The organism is Streptococcus sp. GP0011 (assembly GCF_030546305.1).
GTDB lineage: Bacteria > Bacillota > Bacilli > Lactobacillales > Streptococcaceae > Streptococcus.
In genome coordinates this window covers 352,088-370,992 of the sequence record NZ_JAUONR010000001.1, presented here as the reverse complement: position 1 = coordinate 370,992, position 18,905 = coordinate 352,088, and the positions used below count along the sequence as shown (strand labels likewise).

The 18,905-nt window shown below is 42.1% G+C and carries 15 protein-coding genes; 12 read left to right on the top strand and 3 right to left on the bottom strand.

The window, feature by feature from the left end; genetic code table 11:
* Positions 1–580 precede the first annotated feature (580 nt).
* The 7 genes from Q4443_RS01830 (at position 581) to Q4443_RS01800 (ending at position 8,134) form a co-directional block, all read left to right on the top strand.
* Positions 581–2,041, top strand: coding sequence for an aminotransferase class I/II-fold pyridoxal phosphate-dependent enzyme (locus Q4443_RS01830; RefSeq protein ID WP_049518682.1), 1,461 nt, complete (start codon positions 581–583; stop codon positions 2,039–2,041).
* Entirely contained in the window at positions 2,042–2,902 is an 861-nt protein-coding gene (gene speE / locus Q4443_RS01825) for a polyamine aminopropyltransferase (protein WP_000366719.1), read from the top strand.
* Positions 2,899–4,158 (top strand): saccharopine dehydrogenase family protein, encoded by a 1,260-nt coding sequence (locus Q4443_RS01820; protein ID WP_049518684.1) that lies wholly within the window; start codon positions 2,899–2,901, stop codon positions 4,156–4,158. Before speE ends, Q4443_RS01820 begins: the two co-directional genes overlap by 4 nt.
* Positions 4,158–5,285, top strand: coding sequence for a carboxynorspermidine decarboxylase (gene nspC, locus Q4443_RS01815; RefSeq protein ID WP_049518686.1), 1,128 nt, complete (start codon positions 4,158–4,160; stop codon positions 5,283–5,285). The genes Q4443_RS01820 and nspC overlap by 1 nt, the downstream gene beginning before the upstream one ends.
* Positions 5,282–6,367 (top strand): agmatine deiminase, encoded by a 1,086-nt coding sequence (gene aguA, locus Q4443_RS01810; protein WP_049518687.1) that lies wholly within the window; start codon positions 5,282–5,284, stop codon positions 6,365–6,367. The genes nspC and aguA overlap by 4 nt, the downstream gene beginning before the upstream one ends.
* A gap of 9 nt (positions 6,368–6,376) precedes the next feature.
* Entirely contained in the window at positions 6,377–7,252 is an 876-nt protein-coding gene (aguB, locus tag Q4443_RS01805) for an N-carbamoylputrescine amidase (protein WP_049518689.1), read from the top strand.
* A gap of 144 nt (positions 7,253–7,396) precedes the next feature.
* The gene (locus Q4443_RS01800; protein WP_049518691.1) at positions 7,397–8,134 is read left to right on the top strand and encodes a TraX family protein; all 738 of its coding nucleotides are present in this window, start codon (positions 7,397–7,399) and stop codon (positions 8,132–8,134) included.
* Positions 8,135–8,179: 45 nt separating this feature from the next.
* Here Q4443_RS01800 and Q4443_RS01795 read toward each other — a convergent pair whose 3' ends face one another.
* Positions 8,180–8,989: a Cof-type HAD-IIB family hydrolase gene (locus tag Q4443_RS01795; RefSeq protein ID WP_049518692.1), complete on the bottom strand. Its 810-nt coding sequence runs from the start codon at positions 8,987–8,989 to the stop codon at positions 8,180–8,182.
* 146 nt (positions 8,990–9,135) lie between these two features.
* Here Q4443_RS01795 and Q4443_RS01790 point away from each other — a divergent pair, with 146 nt between their 5' ends.
* From Q4443_RS01790 to Q4443_RS01770, 5 genes are all read left to right on the top strand, one after another.
* Entirely contained in the window at positions 9,136–9,597 is a 462-nt protein-coding gene (locus tag Q4443_RS01790; protein WP_049518694.1) for a MarR family winged helix-turn-helix transcriptional regulator, read from the top strand.
* The gene (locus Q4443_RS01785; RefSeq protein WP_049518696.1) at positions 9,590–10,009 is read left to right on the top strand and encodes an EVE domain-containing protein; all 420 of its coding nucleotides are present in this window, start codon (positions 9,590–9,592) and stop codon (positions 10,007–10,009) included. Before Q4443_RS01790 ends, Q4443_RS01785 begins: the two co-directional genes overlap by 8 nt.
* A gap of 106 nt (positions 10,010–10,115) precedes the next feature.
* Positions 10,116–13,391, top strand: a complete 3,276-nt coding sequence (rexB, locus tag Q4443_RS01780) for an ATP-dependent nuclease subunit B (RefSeq protein ID WP_049518697.1) — start codon at positions 10,116–10,118, stop codon at positions 13,389–13,391.
* Positions 13,388–17,041, top strand: a complete 3,654-nt coding sequence (gene addA / locus Q4443_RS01775; protein ID WP_303407860.1) for a helicase-exonuclease AddAB subunit AddA — start codon at positions 13,388–13,390, stop codon at positions 17,039–17,041. The genes rexB and addA overlap by 4 nt, the downstream gene beginning before the upstream one ends.
* 17 nt (positions 17,042–17,058) lie before the next feature.
* Positions 17,059–18,237, top strand: a complete 1,179-nt coding sequence (locus Q4443_RS01770; protein ID WP_049518700.1) for a hypothetical protein — start codon at positions 17,059–17,061, stop codon at positions 18,235–18,237.
* A gap of 33 nt (positions 18,238–18,270) precedes the next feature.
* Here Q4443_RS01770 and Q4443_RS01765 read toward each other — a convergent pair whose 3' ends face one another.
* On the bottom strand, positions 18,271–18,627 hold the full coding sequence (locus Q4443_RS01765; RefSeq protein ID WP_042902272.1) for a type II toxin-antitoxin system PemK/MazF family toxin: 357 nt from the start codon (positions 18,625–18,627) through the stop codon (positions 18,271–18,273).
* A complete protein-coding gene (locus tag Q4443_RS01760) occupies positions 18,611–18,826 on the bottom strand; it encodes an AbrB family transcriptional regulator (protein ID WP_001098942.1) in 216 nt (71 codons plus the stop codon). Before Q4443_RS01760 ends, Q4443_RS01765 begins: the two co-directional genes overlap by 17 nt.
* Positions 18,827–18,905 lie beyond the last annotated feature (79 nt).

The following is an 18,905-nucleotide window of genomic DNA, read 5'->3' as shown; positions in this document are numbered from 1 at the left end:
GATTTACAATATCAAGTCATACTTTAAGAATTAATAAAGCAAATTAATGTTTGAAGTTCCTTTTTTCTTATGTCTATGATGTTTTAAAGCGATTTCTTTTTATTGTTGAAAGATATTTCGCGAACAAAAAACTCAAAAAAGTAAAAAAAGTACTTTACAAGCTCTTGTAAACATGATATAGTTATAAGGCTTAGAAAATGAGATGATGTTTTCTAGCAAATATAAACCCGAGTAAAAAATGCCTACGGACAGGCAGGGTTGAATGCCGAAGCGTGGTTGAAAAGCCACATTATTGATAGGGTTAAAAGCCTACTTTTATAAGTTGATGTTAGGACGCTTGTCCTAATTCATAAATTTTAGTGTGGTGAAAGCACACGTCATCTTGTGAAACGATCAATAAAGTACGTAATATTTGCTACTAGAGAGTTAGGAAACATCGGGAACAGACATACTCAACAGAAACCAAAATAAACACGTCAGAAGATTGCAGAGCAGGTGAAAACCTGCTCTTTTTTCATAAGTCAACCTTTAGGCGCCTTTATCTTTTTGAGGTGCTAAAAATACGGTAAAGGAGTATGTCTTGAAGAAGTTAGATCAAAACCAAGCCCCAATTTATGAGGCCTTGGTCAAGCTACGCAAGAAAAGGATTGTCCCCTTTGATGTGCCAGGTCACAAGCGTGGACGAGGAAATCCAGAACTTGTCGAACTATTAGGAGAAAAATGTGTTGGCATTGATGTCAATTCGATGAAACCCTTGGATAATCTCGGCCATCCTATTTCGATTATTCGGGATGCAGAGGAGCTGGCTGCGGATGCTTTTGGTGCAGCCCATGCCTTTCTCATGATTGGGGGAACAACCTCATCAGTTCAGACCATGATTCTTTCCACCTGTAAGGCAGGAGATAAGATTATTCTGCCACGAAATGTCCATAAATCTGCTATCAATGCGCTGGTTCTATGTGGTGCCATTCCCATCTATATCGAGATGAGTGTAGATTCTAAAATCGGCATCGCTTTAGGTCTTGAAAATGACCGTGTTGCGCAGGCAATTAAGGAGCATCCAGATGCCAAGGCCATTTTGATTAACAATCCTACTTACTATGGAATTTGTTCAGACCTAAAGGGTTTAACGGAAATGGCTCACGAAGCTGGCATGATGGTTTTAGTAGATGAAGCCCATGGAGCGCATTTGCATTTTACAGATAAATTGCCACTATCTGCTATGGATGCTGGAGCTGATATGGCGGCGGTCTCTATGCATAAGTCTGGTGGGAGTTTGACCCAGAGCTCCATCCTGCTTATCGGGGAGCAGATGAATCCTGAGTACGTTCGTCAGATTATCAACCTGACCCAGTCAACATCAGCATCTTACTTGTTGATGGCTAGTCTGGATATTTCACGTCGTAACTTAGCCCTTCGTGGCAAAGAGTCTTTTGAGAAAGTCATTGAGCTATCCGAGTACGCTCGTCGTGAAATCAATGCTATCGGTGGTTACTATGCTTACTCAAAAGAGTTAATAGACGGTGTGTCGGTCTGTGATTTTGATGTAACCAAGCTGTCCGTTTACACTCAGGGTATTGGCTTAACAGGTATCGAAGTTTATGACCTCCTGCGAGATGAATACGATATTCAAATTGAATTTGGTGATATCGGCAATATCTTGGCTTATATTTCAATCGGTGACCGCATCCAAGACATCGAGCGCTTAGTCGGTGCTTTGGCTGACATCAAGAGGCTCTACTCGAGAGATGGAAAGGACTTGATTGCTGGTGAATATATCCAGCCCGAGTTAGTCCTATCTCCTCAGGAAGCCTTTTATTCAGAAAGAAAAAGTTTAAGCTTAGACGAATCTGTTGGACAAGTCTGTGGGGAATTTGTCATGTGCTATCCTCCAGGAATTCCTATCTTGGCTCCAGGTGAACGGATTACACGAGAAATTGTAGACTATATCCAATTTGCCAAGGAACGTGGTTGCTCCCTCCAAGGGACGGAAGATCCAGAAGTCAATCACATCAACGTTATTGATAGAAAGGAGAACTAGATGGATTTGTGGTTTTCTGAAGTTCATACTCCAGATGTGAAATTGTCCCTGAGAACAGCCAAGCAACTCTACGCTGGTAAGAGTGAATGGCAGGATATCGAAGTATTAGATACGCCAGCTTTTGGGAAAATACTGATTTTAAATGGGCACGTCTTGTTTTCAGATGCGGATGATTTTGTCTACAACGAAATGACGGTCCACGTTCCCATGGCTGTCCACCCAAATCCAAAGAAAGTCTTGGTTATTGGGGGTGGTGACGGCGGTGTTGCCCAAGTATTAACCCTCTATCCTGAACTGGAGCAAATCGATATTGTAGAACCAGATGAGATGTTGGTTGAGGTTTGTCGTGAGTATTTCCCAGACTTTGCTGCAGGGCTAGATGATCCTCGTGTTACCATTTACTACCAAAATGGTTTACGCTTTTTACGAAACTGTGAGGATGATTACGATATCATTATCAACGATGCGACAGATCCATTTGGACATACGGAAGGGCTCTTTACCAAGGAATTTTACGGTAACAGTTACAGAGCTCTGAAGGAAGACGGGATCATGATTTACCAGCATGGGAGTCCTTTCTTTGACGAAGATGAGTCAGCTTGCCGAAGTATGCACCGTAAGGTCAATCAAGCCTTTCCAATCAGTCGGGTTTATCAGGCGCACATCCCAACCAGTCCAGCTGGCTATTGGCTATTTGGATTTGCATCGAAAAAATACCACCCTGTCAAAGATTTTGACAAGGAAGGCTGGAGAAAACGCCAGCTTTTCACAGAATACTACACTGCAAACTTACATGTGGGGGCCTTTATGTTGCCCAAGTATGTAGAAGACATTTTAGAAGAAGAGGAAGGAAAAAAATGAGTCGTTTATTAGTTATTGGATGTGGGGGCGTTGCCCAAGTTGCTATTTCAAAGATTTGCCAAGATAGCGAAACCTTTAAAGAAATTATGATTGCTAGCCGTACCAAGTCAAAATGTGATGACTTGAAAGCTAAACTGGAAGGCAAAACAAGTACAAAGATTGAGACAGCTGCTCTTGACGCTGACAAGGTTGAAGAAGTGATTGCCTTGATTGAAAGCTACAAGCCAGAAGCCGTTTTGAACGTAGCTTTACCATACCAAGACTTGACCATTATGGATGCTTGTTTAGCGACTGGAGTTCACTATATCGACACAGCTAACTACGAGGCAGAGGATACAGAAGATCCTGAGTGGCGTGCCATCTACGAAAAACGCTGCAAGGAACTTGGTTTTACAGCCTACTTTGATTATTCATGGCAGTGGGCTTATCAGGAAAAATTTAAAGAAGCAGGCTTGACCGCTCTGCTTGGATCTGGTTTTGACCCAGGTGTGACCAGCGTCTTTTCTGCTTACGCACTTAAACACTATTTTGATGAAATCCACTATATCGACATTTTAGACTGTAATGGTGGTGACCACGGTTATCCATTTGCAACAAACTTTAACCCAGAAATCAATCTCCGCGAGGTTTCTGCGCCAGGTTCTTACTGGGAAGATGGAAAATGGGTCGAAGTTGAAGCTATGTCTATCAAACGTGAGTATGATTTCCCACAAGTTGGACAGAAAGACATGTATCTCCTTCACCATGAAGAAATCGAATCACTGGCAAAAAATATTCCAGGTGTTAAACGCATTCGTTTCTTTATGACCTTTGGGCAATCTTATCTAACGCACATGAAATGCTTGGAAAACGTTGGTCTCCTTCGTACGGATGCTATTAACTTTAATGGACAAGACATTGTGCCAATCCAATTTTTGAAAGCCTTGCTTCCAGACCCTGCAAGCCTTGGCCCACGCACTGTTGGAAAGACCAATATCGGCTGTATCTTTACAGGTGTCAAAGACGGTGTTGAAAAGACCATCTATATCTACAATGTTTGCGACCATCAGGAATGTTACGCAGAAGTTGGGTCACAAGCAATTTCTTACACGACAGGCGTTCCAGCCATGATTGGTACCAAATTAGTGATGAACGGAACCTGGAAACAACCTGGAGTTTATAACCTTGAAGAATTGGATCCAGATCCATTCATGGAAGCTCTGAATGAGTATGGATTACCTTGGGTTGTGGTTGAAAATCCGCAAATGGTGGACTAATGAAGTTAGAACAAGTACCAACGCCAGCTTACGTCATTGACTTGGCCAAGCTAGAAGCAAACTGTCGCATTCTAAAATATGTACAAGAAGAAGCTGGATGCAAAGTTTTACTTGCCCAAAAGGCTTATTCCCTCTATAAAACCTATCCCTTGATTAGCCAGTATCTATCTGGTACGACGGCTAGTGGACTTTATGAAGCTAAGCTCGCTAGAGAAGAGTTTCCGGGGGAAGTCCATGTCTTTGCTCCAGCTTTCAAGGATGCAGACTTGGAGGAATTGCTGGAGATAACGGACCATATCGTCTTTAACTCAGAGAGACAATTACGAAAATATGGTCCACGTTGTCGTGAAGCTGGTATCAGTGTCGGTTTGCGCCTCAACCCTCAATGTTCTACTCAAGGAGATCACGCGCTCTATGACCCTTGTGCTCCGGGATCTCGGTTTGGAGTTAGCCTAGACAAGATACCGAGTGATTTGCTGGACTTGGTGGATGGCCTTCATTTTCACACACTTTGTGAGCAGGGAGCAGATGATTTAGAGACAACTTTGAAAGCTGTAGAAGAACAGTTTGGACCTTATTTACATGAGGTCAAATGGCTCAATATGGGTGGCGGCCACCACATAACGAGAGAAGACTATGATGTGGATTTGCTGATTTCTGAAATCAAGCGTATCCGAGAAACTTACAATCTTGAAGTCTATATCGAACCGGGTGAAGCTATTGCGCTCAATGCGGGTTATCTAGCAACTGAAGTATTGGACATTGTCGAAAACGGTATGGATATTTTGGTTTTAGATGCCTCTGCAACCTGCCATATGCCAGATGTACTTGAAATGCCCTATCGTCCACCTTTGAGAAATGGTTTTGAACCGCAGGAAAAAGCCCATACCTATAGACTTTCTTCCAATACCTGTCTGACGGGTGATGTGATTGGTGATTATAGTTTTGAAAATCCAGTCCAAATCGGTGATAGACTTTACTTTGAAGACATGGCAATCTACTCCTTTGTCAAAAATAATACCTTTAACGGTATTGGATTGCCAAGTCTCTATCTTATGGACGAGCAGGGTGACTGCAGCTTAGTCAAAGCCTTTGGCTATCAAGACTTTAAAGGGAGATTATCATGATAGAAACTCCGAAAAAAGCAGGCTATCGTATGTCAGCAGAGTACGAACCCCATCATGGCACCCTCATGATATGGCCGACTCGACCAGGTTCATGGCCTTTTCAAGGAAAGGCGGCTAAAAGAGCTTTTAGCCAGATTATCAAGACCATAGCAGAAGGGGAAACTGTTTATCTTTTGGTGGAGCAGGATTATCTATCTGAAGCCCAATCCTATCTAGGAGACAAGGTTGTTTATTTAGATATTCCTACTAATGATGCCTGGGCGCGTGATACTGGGCCGACCATTCTCATCAATGATAAAAAAGAAAAGTTGGCAGTCGATTGGTCTTTTAATGCATGGGGTGGCGCTGTAGATGGTCTTTATCAAGATTATGAAGAGGATAACCAGGTAGCCAGTCGTTTTGCTGAGGCCTTGGGAATGCCTGTCTATGATGCTAAACATTTTGTACTGGAAGGCGGCGCGATCCATAGCGATGGTCAAGGAACCATTCTTGTGACTGAAAGTTGCCTACTAAGCGCTGGTCGCAATCCTCATCTCAGTAAAGAGGAAATCGAGAGAAGATTATTGAACTATCTTGGCGCTGAAAAAGTTGTCTGGCTTCCTTATGGTATTTATCAGGACGAAACCAATGAACACGTTGATAATGTTGCAGCCTTTGTCGGTCCTGCAGAGCTTGTCTTGGCTTGGACAGATGATCAAAACGATCCCCAATATGCCATGTCAGTAGCTGATTTAGAGCTCTTAGAGCAAGAAACAGATGCAAAAGGGCGTCACTTCACCATTCATAAGCTTCCTATCCCAGCTATTCGTCAAGTTGTCACTAAAGAAGATTTACCAGGCTATACCTATGAAGAAGGGGAAGAAGAGCGTTATGCAGGTGAACGTCTTGCAGCTTCCTATGTCAATTTTTATATTGCCAACAAGGCTGTCTTAGTGCCCCAGTTTGAGGATGTAAACGACCAAGTGGCCCTAGATATCCTCAGCAAGTGTTTCCCAGACCGTAAGGTCGTAGGAATTCCAGCCAGAGATATTCTCTTAGGTGGTGGCAATATTCACTGTATCACCCAACAAATCCCAGAATAGGAGAAAAAGATGAGAAATGTTAGAGTTGCAGCGATCCAGATGCAATGTGCCAAGGATGTGGCAACAAATATCCAAACCGCAGAGCGTTTAGTACGTCAGGCTGCAGACCAAGGCGCACAAATCATTCTCTTGCCTGAATTATTTGAACGTCCCTATTTCTGCCAGGAACGCCAGTATGACTACTATAAGTATGCCCAGTCGGTGACAGAAAATACAGCCATTCAGCATTTTAAGGTGATTGCTAAGGAACTACAGGTTGTTTTACCGATCAGCTTCTATGAAAAAGATGGAAATGTCTTATATAACTCAATCGCCGTCATTGATGCAGATGGAGAGGTGCTGGGCGTTTATCGGAAGACCCACATACCAGATGACCATTATTATCAAGAAAAGTTTTATTTCACGCCTGGTAACACTGGTTTCAAGGTCTGGGATACTCGCTACGCTAAGATTGGGATTGGCATCTGTTGGGATCAATGGTTTCCTGAAACGGCGCGCTGTCTTGCGTTAAATGGGGCAGAATTGCTCTTTTATCCTACAGCTATTGGTTCGGAACCTATCTTGGATACAGATAGTTGTGGTCACTGGCAACGTACCATGCAAGGGCACGCAGCAGCAAATATTGTCCCAGTCATTGCAGCTAATCGCTACGGTTTGGAAGAAGTCACTCCTAGTGAGGAAAATGGTGGACAGAGTTCCAGTCTTGACTTCTACGGTTCCTCCTTTATGACGGATGAAACAGGAGCTATTCTAGAGAGAGCTGAAAGACAAGGTGAAGCTGTTCTGTTAGCGACCTATGAGCTTGACAAGGGAGCAAGTGAACGCCTCAACTGGGGACTATTTCGAGATAGAAGACCAGAAATGTACCAACGGATTACCGACTAGAAGGTAACTTTCATAATAAATTTTTAATATTCACGTCTATCTTACAAAAATGTAAGATAGGCTTTTTAAATGTAAGATAGGTGTACGATTATACGCGGAAATGTATGCTATACTCTATGTAGATAAAAAAGAAAGAGGTTTATTATGAAAAAATGGAATGCGACACAGTTGAAGTATCTGATGGCGGCAGTAATGGTTCTGGACCATATCCCTCATATCACCGGGATCGTTTCTCCTTTGTGGGAAGGTATCTTTCACGCCTTGACCCGTTGTGTGGGAGTTTGGTTTGCGTATATGGCTATGGAAGGTTTTATCTATACTCGAAACTTGAAAAACTACCTCATCCGTCTCTGGTCTTGGGCGCTGATCATGTTTGCTGGAAATAGCCTTCTCAATACTCTGTTTGCCTCTAAGGGTGTAATGGTTACTAATAATATTTTCTTGACTTTGGCCATCGGTGTTACCATGCTTTGGATTGGTTTTCCCAGAAAAGAGCTGGATAAAAAAGAGAAGTTGTGGCGTCGAATTGGAGTTGCTGGTCTCTTGATTTTCGGTTGTCTTTTTACCGAGGGTGGTATCACCATGCTACCATTTCTCTTGATTAGTTACTCTTGTCGAAATCATAAGGGATTGCGAAATCTCCTTTATGCTTTTCTGTGGGCCTTTTTGTTAGTGACTTCCATCCAAATTTATGACACTTGGCACCAAACACTGGAAATGATGCTTTACAATTCTGACTGGCTCTTTATCACCGTCTTTCCTTTTATGGCCTTGTATAATGGACAGCGAGGAAAAGAAACTAGTTGGAGTAAATATTTCTTTTATATTTTCTATCCAGCTCATCTATGGATTATAGCCTTGATTGCTTATTTGGTTAAGTAGCAAAAAAGCAAATAGCAGTAATTTCTGTCTATTTGCTTTTCTTTTTTATAAAATATACTTCTCAATGGCACGCGCGACGCCGTCTTCATCGTTGCTGGCTGTAACATCATTGGCAAGAGATTTGACATGATCACTAGCATTTCCCATAGCAATGCCAAGCCCTGCAAACTGAAGCATTTCGATATCGTTATTGGCATCGCCCATGGCCATAATTTCTGAGGAATCAATCTTCAAAATCGCTGCTAGTCGCGAAAGAGCAGTAGCCTTGGTCGTTCCAAGCGGCATAGCTTCGTAAATGACAGGCTGCGAACGAACGCCGCTAAATCGTTGGCAGAGCTCCTTGGCAAAACGCTGCTCAAAATCATCTGTTTGCTCTTTGGTACCCAAAAACATTCCTTGGAACATGCGATACTTACCACCGGTAGCTTCCTCAAGGGAAATTTCAGTCAGGTCTGAAAAAACAAGTTTGGCATCATTTTGAACGATTTGATTAGGCTTACCACCGAGGACAAAATAATGTTCTTCATCAAAAAGAGTCAACTGGACATCGCTTTTTTCAGCTAGGTCATAGAGGTATTCAATGTCAGCTGGACTAAGTTCTTGCCAGTCAACTAGACTCCAGTCACTGGTTTGGTGAGTTGAGCAACCGTTATTGACAATGACATACTCGTTCTGTAGGTCAAGTCCTAGTTTTTTGTAATAAGGAAGAACACCGAAAAGCGGGCGACCTGTACAGAGAACCAGTTTGACGCCTTTTTCAATAGCTTTGTGAATAGCAGTAATGTGGGCTTGTGGGATTTCCTTGGCTTCATTAAGGAGGGTTCCGTCCATATCCAAGGATAGTAGTTTAATCATAAGACTTCCTTTTCTAGGTGTTTTGCTTTTATTATAGCATATAGACTATAAAATGTCCGACAGAATTGTAACATTTGACTTTCCTTTTCTTGAAAAACAAAATAAATTCTTATATAATATGTATACTTAATATTTAAGGAGAAATAATGTCAAAGTATCACTTTAATTCAATTTACAAAAATGATGAAACAGAGTCTACAGGTCTTCTTTTCATTAAAGTTTACAACAAATGGGAAAGTAATTTAAAAAGAGTTTTGAAATCGGTTGGCCTCACTTTGCCCCAATTTATCGTTTTAACTTCGCTCTTGTTTTTGTCTAATAGAGAGGAATATGTAACGCAAGTTGATATCGCTCGGTTCACTGGTATGGATGTTATGACGGTTTCCCAGATTGTTAGACTACTGGAGAAGAAGGACTTCATTAGACGTGATCAACATCCAAAGGATAGTCGGGCAAAACTGGTCTCAGTGACGAAGTCTGGCGCGGAGAATGTCAATCAAGCTTTACCTTTAGTAGAAGGGATTGATGAAGAATTTTTTGAAAAACTATCTAACGATAGAGAATGTTTTAATCGCATGTTAGTAGAGTTGGAGGATAAAAATGCCTAGATATTGGGTTGGAGTTGTTTCAAAGAACCATGTTTTAAGAGGAGTTGAGGGGAATTTTTGTCAAGTCTGTCATGGAAAAAGCGGCCCCTTAAACCGTATGAAAAAAGGAGACTACCTTTTATACTATAGCCCAAAATACGATATGAATGGTCAAGATAAGTTACAGGCTTTTGTGGCCGTAGGTAAAATTATAGATGACAAAGCCTATCAAGTAGAGCAATTTGAAGGATTTTTTCCCTTTAGACGAAATGTCGAGTATTATCAACCCGTCAAAGATTGCTCCATAGAAATAGCCAGACAGCATCCTGAATGGAGAGACTATACTTCTCGACTTCGTTATGGGCATTTTGAAGTTTCCAAAGACTTTTTCCTCTATACCTTTCAGCATATGAAAGTGGATGATGAAGCATGATTGATTTCCTAGTTAAAAGATTGTTAACTAGAATTTTGGATTTGGACTGTGAAGCGAACTTTGCTATAATAGAGTAAGAAACTTTGAGAAACCAAACGAGGCTGAGATGAAATTACTTTATACTGATATTCGGACTTCTTTGACAGAAATTTTAACGAGAGAGGCCGAAGAGCTAGTTGCTGCAGGCAAGCGTGTCTTCTACATCGCCCCCAACTCTCTTTCATTTGAAAAGGAGCGCGCCGTGCTGGAATGCTTGTCCCAGCAGGCTTCTTTTGCGATTACCGTCACGCGCTTTGCTCAAATGGCTCGTTACCTGGTTTTAAATGACTTGCCGACCAAGACCAGTCTTGATGACATCGGACTTGGAATGGCCTTTTATAAATGCCTTGCTGAACTTGATCCCAAAGAGTTACGAGTTTATGGTGCTATTAAACAAGACCCTCAATTTATCCAGCAGTTGATTGAACTTTATCATGAGATGACGACTGCTCAGATGAACTTTTTAGACTTGGAAAGTTTGACTGATGAGGACAAGCGGGCAGATTTACTCTTGATTTTTGAGAAAGTAACAGCCTATCTCAATCAGGCTCAGTTGGCTCAGGGAAGTCAGTTGTCCCATTTGATTGAGGCAATTGAGAATGATAAGGTAAGTAGTGATTTTAGTCAGATTGCCTTAGTCATTGACGGATTTACCCGTTTTTCTGCTGAGGAAGAACATGTGGTGGATCTGCTCCAGCGTAAAGGTGTTGAGATTGTCATTGGCGCTTACGCAAGTAAGAAGGCCTATACCAGTCCGTTCGCTGAAGGCAATCTCTACCAAGCCAGTGTGGAATTCCTCCATCATTTGGGGGCAAAATACCAAACGCCTGCGCAGGACCTTTCTCAAGCTCATGAGAAGATAGATAGTTTTGAAAAGGCCTCTCGTTTGCTGGAGTCCTCTTATGACTTTTCAGAACTTGCTTTAGATGTCGATGAGAAGGACCGTGAAAACCTGCAAATCTGGTCTTGTTTGACGCAAAAGGAAGAGTTGGAATTAGTAGCCCGTACCATTCGTCAGAAATTACATGACCATCCAGAATTGAGTTACAAGCATTTTCGTATTCTCTTGGGAGATGTAGCTTCTTATCAGTTATCACTGAAAACTATTTTTGACCAGTACCAGATTCCTTTCTATCTTGGTAGAAGCGAATCCATGGCGCACCATCCCTTAACCCAGTATGTCGAATCTATTTTGCGTTTAAAACGCTATCGTTTCCGTCAGGAGGATTTGATTAATCTCCTCAGAACCGGTCTGTATACTGACCTTAGCCAAGCTGATATTGATTCTTTTGAGCAATATCTCCGCTATCTTGGCATCAATGGGTTGCCAGCTTTTCAGCAGACCTTCACAAAATCCCACCACGGAAAATTTGATTTGGCACGTTTGAACGCCATTCGTCTGCGAGTTTTGGTACCACTTGAAACCTTATTTGCCAGTCGGAAGCAAAAAGCTGAAAATCTCTTGCAAAAGTGGAGTATTTTTCTAAAAAATGCTGCTTTAAGCAAGCAGATGCAAGAATTGACAGCTACTATGGAAGCTCTAGAACAGGAAAGACAAGCTGAAGTTTGGAAAGCCTTCTGCCATGTTTTACAACAATTTGCGACGGTTTTTGCTGGTTCACAAGTTAGTCTGGAGGACTTCCTGGCCTTGCTTCATTCTGGGATGAGCCTTTCTCAGTACCGTACTATTCCAGCAACAGTGGACACAGTTCTGGTGCAGAGTTATGATCTGATTGCCCCTCTGACCGCTGACTTTGTCTATGCTATCGGACTGACTCAGAATCATTTACCAAAAATCGCGCAAAATACCAGTCTTTTGACAGATGAAGAACGACAAAGCCTAAACCAAGCGACTGATGATGGTGCGCAATTACTGATTGCAAGTAGTGAAAATCTCAAGAAAAATCGCTATACCATGGTTTCCTTAGTCAATGCTGCCCGTAAACAATTGATTTTGTCAGCTCCAAGTCTTCTCAATGAAAATGAGAGCAAGGAATCGGCCTATCTTCAGGAACTGGTGAGTTTTGGATTTAGCCGGATAGAGAAGAAGATTCATCACAAAGGGCTATCTAAGGATGATATGGGTTCTTATCACAGTCTCTTGTCTAGTCTAGTTGCCTATCACCAGCAGGGCGAGACGAGTGATAGGGAGCAAGATTTAACTTTTGTTAAGGTTTTGGCGCGTGTGATGGGTAAAAAACTAGATCAAAAAGGTCTTACAAATCTAGCCCTCCCAACCAGTCCAAGCAGCAAACCATTAGAGAAAGAGACCTTGCAGGCTCTCTATCCAGCTGACAAAGAGTTTTACCTGTCTACCTCTGGTTTGACGGAGTTTTATCGAAATGAATACAGTTATTTCCTCCGTTATGTCTTAGGCTTGCAGGAAGAATTGCGCCTGCGTCCAGACGCTCGCAGTCACGGAAATTTCTTACACCGTATTTTTGAACGTGCCTTGAAACTGCCTGCTGAAAATCCGTTTGACCAGCGTTTGGAACAAGCTATTCAAGAAACCAGCCAAGAACGCGAATTTGAATCCATTTATCAAGAAAGTTTGGAAGCTCAATTTACCAAGGAAGTTCTGCTTGATGTCGCGCGGACTACGGGCCACATCCTTCGTCATAATCCAGCCATCGAAACCATCCAAGAGGAGGTAACATTTGGCGACAAAGACCAAACCTTTATTCAATTGGATAATGGTCGGAGTGTCCATGTTCGAGGCAAGGTTGACCGTATTGACCGCCTGAAAACTGACGGAGCATTAGGAGTTGTAGACTACAAGTCTAGTTTGACCCAGTTCCAGTTTCCTCATTTCTTTAATGGTTTAAATTCCCAACTGCCAACCTATCTTGCTGCTCTTAAGGGAGAAGGAGAGCAGAACTTTTTCGGCGCCATGTACTTGGAAATGGCAGAACCTGTCCAATCTCTGTTGACCGTTAAGAGTTTGGTTGGAGCAGTAGCAGAAGCCAGCAAGTCAATGAAATACCAGGGACTCTTTTTAGAAAAAGAAAGCAGTCACTTGGGCGAATTATATAACAAAAACAAGGCCAATCAGCTGACAGACGAGGAATTCCAGCTCTTACTAGACTATAATGCCCATCTTTACAAGAAAGCAGCTGAGAAGATTTTAGAAGGCCAGTTCGCCATCAATCCATACACAGAGAATGGCAGAAGTATTGCCCCATACGTCCAACAATATCAAGCCATTACAGGATTTGAAGCAAACTACCATTTGGGTCAAGCACGTTTCCTAGAGAAGTTAGAGCTAGCTGATGGCAAGCGTTTGGTCGGAGCAAAGCTTAAGCAAGCTTGGTTTGAGAAAATAAGAGAGGAGTTGAATCGATGAAGCCCATTTCCTTTTTGACTGAGGAAGAGATTCAAAAATTGCAAGAAGCAGAAGCGAATTCGAACAAGGAACAGAAGAAAACGGCCGAGCAAATCGAAGCCATTTATACTGCAGGTCAGAATATCCTGGTTTCAGCGTCTGCTGGTTCTGGAAAAACCTTTGTCATGGCAGAGCGCATTCTGGATCAGTTAGCGCGTGGTGTCGAAATTTCTCAACTCTTTATCTCGACCTTTACCGTCAAGGCTGCTACTGAACTCAAGGAACGTTTGGAGAAAAAAATCAGCCAACAAATTCAAGAAACCAATGATGTTGATCTCAAACAACACTTGGGACGTCAATTGGCAGACCTGCCAAACGCTGCCATCGGAACCATGGACTCTTTCACACAAAAATTCCTAGGAAAGCATGGCTATTTGATTGATATTGCACCGAACTTCCGTATTCTGCAAAACGAAAGTGAACAGTTACTCTTAAAAAATGAAGCTTTTCATCAGGTTTTTGAAGATCATTACCAAGGTGAGAATAAAGAGAAATTTAGCCGTTTGGTGAAGAACTTTGCTGGACGTGGCAAGGATGAACGAGGTCTGCGCCAGCAAGTCTACAAAATCTATGATTTCCTCCAATCCACCAGCAGTCCACAAAAATGGTTGAGTAACTCTTTTCTCAAAGGATTTGGAGAAGCTGATTTTACCAGTGAAAAAGAAAAACTAACTGAGCAAATCAAGCAAGCACTTTGGGATTTGGAAAGTTTCCTCCGTTATCATCTGGATAACGATGCAAAGGAGTTTCCAAAAGCTACCTATTTAGAAAATGTGCTGTTGGTTCTGGATGAAATTGCTTCCTTAAATCAAGAGTCCGATAGCCAGGTTTATCAAGCAGTGCTTACGCGTGTTGTCGCCATATCGAAAGAAAAAAATGGTAGAGCTCTAGCTAATTCTAGTCGTAAGGCCGATTTGAAGCCACTGGCTGATGCCTACAACGAAGAAAGAAAGGCCCAGTTTGCTAAACTAGGACAACTAGTAGACCAGATAACAATTCTCGACTATCAAGAACGTTATCATGGAGACACCTGGGAGTTATCTAAAACTTTCCAAACATTTATGAGTGATTTTGTGGAGGCTTATCGTGAGCGTAAACGTCAGGAAAATGCCTTTGAATTTGCTGATATCAGCCATTACACCATTGAAATTCTAGAGAAGTTCCCACAAGTTCGTGATGCATATCAGGAGCGATTCCATGAAGTCATGGTCGATGAGTATCAGGATACCAACCACATTCAAGAACGGATGCTGGAGTTGCTGTCGAATGGTCACAATCGCTTTATGGTTGGAGATATCAAGCAGTCTATCTACCGTTTCCGTCAGGCAGATCCGCAGATTTTCAATGAAAAATTCCAACGCTATGCGCAAAATCCTCAAGAAGGCAAGTTGATCCTCCTCAAGGAAAATTTCCGTAGCAGTTCAGAAGTGCTATCAGCAACCAACGATGTTTTTGAACGCCTCATGGACCAAGAAGTCGGCGAAATCAACTATGATAGCATGCACCAGCTTGTTTTTGCCAATACTAAACTAACTCCCAATCCAGACAACAAGGCAGAATTTCTCCTCTACGATAAGGACGACAGCGGACAAGAGGAGGAAGAGAGCCAAACAGAAACAAAACTCACAGGAGAAATGCGCCTAGTCATCAAGGAAATCTTGAAACTTCATCAGGAAAAAGGTGTTGCTTTTAAAGAAATCGCACTTTTGACCTCCAGCCGCAGTCGAAATGATCAGATTCTCCTCGCCCTGTCTGAGTACGGGATTCCAGTTAAAACCGACGGCGAGCAAAACAATTATCTCCAATCCCTAGAAGTACAAGTCATGCTGGATACGCTTCGTGTCATCCACAATCCCCTGCAAGACTATGCTTTAGTTGCTCTGATGAAGTCTCCTATGTTTAGCTTTGACGAGGACGAGTTGGCACGCTTGTCCCTTCAGAAAGTAGAAGATAAGGTCCAAGAAAATCTCTATGAGAAACTGGTCAATGCTCAAAAACAAGTAGCTAGCCAGAAAGATTTAATTCATACAGCTCTAGCGGAAAAATTAAATCAGTTCATGGATATTTTGGCTTCTTGGCGCTTGTATGCCAAAACCCACTCTCTCTATGACTTAATTTGGAAGATTTATAATGACCGTTTTTACTACGATTATGTTGGTGCTTTACCAAACGGTCCTGCTAGACAAGCCAATCTCTATGCTTTAGCTTTGAGAGCAGACCAGTTTGAAAAGAGTAATTTCAAAGGCTTGTCTCGTTTTATTCATATGATTGATCATGTTTTGGAAGCCCAGCACGATCTAGCAAGCGTGGCTGTCGCACCGCCAAAGGATGCTGTGGAACTTATGACTATTCACAAGAGCAAAGGTCTGGAGTTTCCTTATGTCTTTATCCTCAACATGGATCAGGACTTCAATAAGCAAGACTCGATGTCTGATGTTATTCTCAGTCGTCAAAATGGGCTTGGTGTCAAATACATTGCCAAGGTAGAAACAGGAGCAGTAGAAGCCCACTATCCTAAAACCATTAAACTCTCCATTCCTAGCCTCACTTATATGCAAAATGAAGAAGAGCTGCAACTGGCTAGCTATTCAGAGCAGATGCGTCTGCTGTATGTTGCCATGACGCGAGCCGAAAGAAAGCTTTATCTTGTTGGCAAGGGTTCTCGTGAAAAGCTGGAAGCCAAGGTATACCCGGCAGCAAATAACGGAAAATTAGATAGCAATACCAGACTGCAAGCCAAGAATTTCCAGGACTGGATATGGGCGATTAGTAAAGTATTTGCTAGAGACAATCTCAACTTTAGTTATCGTTTCGTTGGTGAAGACCAGTTGACTAGAGAAGCTATCGGAGAGTTGGAAAACAAGAGTCTTCTACAAGATAGCTCTCAAGCTGACAACCGCCAGTCTGAAACGATTAAAGAAGCCCTTGAAATGCTGAAAGAGGTGGAAGTTTATAATACTCTTCACCGTGCAGCCATTGAGCTACCTAGTGTTCAAACCCCAAGTCAAATCAAGAAATTCTACGAACCCGTTATGGATATGGAAGGGGTAGAAATTGCTAACCAAACTCAATCACCGGAAAAGCAAATCAGCTTTGATTTACCAGATTTTTCAACTAAAGAAAAGGTAACTGGAGCTGAGATTGGTAGTGCAACCCACGAACTGATGCAGAGAATTGACCTTAGTCAGCAACCAACACTTGCCACTCTGGCAGAAACTCTCAAACAAGTTCAGACTAGTCCAGCTGTTAGAAAAAAGATCAATCTTTCTAAAATCCTAGCCTTCTTTGATACGTCACTCGGTCAAGAAATTCTCGCCAATACAAATCATCTCTATCGCGAGCAACCTTTCTCCATGCTCAAACGCGACCAAAAGAGTCAGGAAGACTTTGTTGTTCGTGGAATCTTGGATGGCTATCTTCTTTATAAGGATCGTATCGTTCTTTTCGACTACAAAACAGACCGTTACGATGAACCAAGTCAACTCATAGACCGCTATCGTGGTCAGTTAGCCTTATACGGAGAGGCTTTATCACGAGCCTATTCGATTGAAAATATTGAAAAATACTTGATCTTACTTGGTAAAGACGAGGTTCAAGTTGTAAAAGTATAACCTAGAAAGGAGACCTCATGACACTTCCAGTTAGAAAATCCCTGCACGATGCGGTTTTACAGGCTTCAAAAGCCGATACTTGGGATCAAGCTACCAAGGAATGGAATGAAGTTTCCTTGATTTTTAATGGCATTGGCCGTAGTAATTGTGTTTGCGGGAATGCCATAAAATACGCCTACGAACTCTTTAATGGTGTCACAGGCCAACGCCTCTTTCCAATCGGTAGTGACTGTGTCCGTCATTTTCATCGTATTAGCCTCGATCAGCAACTAGAAGAGGAAGAAAAACTACTCAGAAAAGTTGAAAACCTAACTAGAAAGGCTCAGAAAAAGGAAAAAATCAAAGTCAATAAAAGCGATTTTGACGAACGACTTCTAAAATGGTTTTGGGAAAAAGGTGTTTTCAAAGCCAATCGTGGCAATCATTTCGCTCCTGAGAGAGACTATCAGCTCTTCCTAGAGGTCTTTCAAGGCGGAAGTTGGACCAAGGCAGAGCCAAAGAAGAAGGCTCGTATGGAAGAAGTGCTAGAAAAGTGTATCAAACCTTTTTTACTTGGTAAGACCGATGACCAACTCTACCTTGTCAAACTAGGCAAGGAGAAAATCGACTACGAGCAGCATTTACGGATTCAGGCAGAGAAAGAACGCAAGAAGAGAGATAAAATCGCCAAGCAATACGCTGACAACCTCATTCTTGCTATGGGGCCTGCAGAACGAGCCTATCAAGATTACTTCGGCTTTACAGAAACCTTGACCCAAGAAGAACGAAAATGGGAAAAAATCCTCTTTGGTAAGAATAGAGACGAACGGGCTATCAAGGCTAAACAAAACCAGAAAGAGCTGGAAAAGAATCAGCGAATTGCAAATCAAGATCCTATTGAACGAAAGCAGAAGCAGACTTGGCTTCTTAATTCCTATTTTCGTGATTTGCCTGATGATAAAGCCAGATTTTCTCAACTCTTACTAGAGTATCGAAAAAGTGGAGAAGTACCCTTTTCAGATGGTTACTTATCTGAGCATCTCATCGACTTTTTCTACAAGATGAAGGCCTTTGAGTTTGAGATTGCTCCAGAACAAGTCCGCGATTTTCTAAAAGAATGCCTTCAGGCAGAACATCTATCATCTGCACAAGAAAGTTGGACTAGAGGGATTCTCCTCAATTGTCTTCATCCGTTTTTAGATAGGTTACTCATATAGAAAAAATCCTACCTTGTCTATGCATGATAGGATTTAAGTATCTCCAAAGATGTACTGGTAAAGTTGGACGACTTTCTGAAAACATTGTGTGTCCATTCTTGTTATTTTTTGAGCATTACGCATCCGAAAATCAAAGGTATACAGTTGAAATGGATTGACAGCGCCATCTACCTTGTCCGACGAGACAGGAACGAGCAAGCCTTTTTCAGCCAAACGTTGTTGGCCATGAGTGATAGGACAGACAGCTACAAAACCAGTTTGCAAGGCATATTCTCTCCTAGAAACTACCAAGGCAGGTCGCCGTTTCTGGATTTCCCGACCGACTGATGGATCAAAGTCCAGCCAAATGATATCCTGCTTTTCAGGAATATACTCAGATTTCGCTATCAAGTGACCTTACCCCTTCAAAATCATTTGTCATTCTCAAATCAGTAATCCCATCAAAAGGATCTTTCAGTTTTGGAGCTAAGACAATGACTCCGTCAATCCCTTTGTAGACAACCATTTCTTGACCTTCTGTCATCCCCAAATTTTTAGGAATAGTCACAGTGAGAGAATTCCCTACCTTCCGAGTCTTTACTGTATTCATTGCACTACCTCCACGAATTAGTATACACTAAGTATATACCTGTTAGCAAAAAAAGTCAAGTAAATCGTGACTGGCATCA

Coding starts and splice junctions, on each gene's coding strand:
- speE (WP_000366719.1), top strand. CDS start 2,042: ATGGATTTGTGGTTTTCTGAAGTTCATACTCCAGATGTGAAATTGTCC.
- Q4443_RS01820 (WP_049518684.1), top strand. CDS start 2,899: ATGAGTCGTTTATTAGTTATTGGATGTGGGGGCGTTGCCCAAGTTGCT.
- nspC (WP_049518686.1), top strand. CDS start 4,158: ATGAAGTTAGAACAAGTACCAACGCCAGCTTACGTCATTGACTTGGCC.
- aguA (WP_049518687.1), top strand. CDS start 5,282: ATGATAGAAACTCCGAAAAAAGCAGGCTATCGTATGTCAGCAGAGTAC.
- aguB (WP_049518689.1), top strand. CDS start 6,377: ATGAGAAATGTTAGAGTTGCAGCGATCCAGATGCAATGTGCCAAGGAT.
- Q4443_RS01800 (WP_049518691.1), top strand. CDS start 7,397: ATGAAAAAATGGAATGCGACACAGTTGAAGTATCTGATGGCGGCAGTA.
- Q4443_RS01795 (WP_049518692.1), bottom strand. CDS start 8,989: ATGATTAAACTACTATCCTTGGATATGGACGGAACCCTCCTTAATGAA.
- Q4443_RS01790 (WP_049518694.1), top strand. CDS start 9,136: ATGTCAAAGTATCACTTTAATTCAATTTACAAAAATGATGAAACAGAG.
- Q4443_RS01785 (WP_049518696.1), top strand. CDS start 9,590: ATGCCTAGATATTGGGTTGGAGTTGTTTCAAAGAACCATGTTTTAAGA.
- rexB (WP_049518697.1), top strand. CDS start 10,116: ATGAAATTACTTTATACTGATATTCGGACTTCTTTGACAGAAATTTTA.
- addA (WP_303407860.1), top strand. CDS start 13,388: ATGAAGCCCATTTCCTTTTTGACTGAGGAAGAGATTCAAAAATTGCAA.
- Q4443_RS01770 (WP_049518700.1), top strand. CDS start 17,059: ATGACACTTCCAGTTAGAAAATCCCTGCACGATGCGGTTTTACAGGCT.
- Q4443_RS01760 (WP_001098942.1), bottom strand. CDS start 18,826: ATGAATACAGTAAAGACTCGGAAGGTAGGGAATTCTCTCACTGTGACT.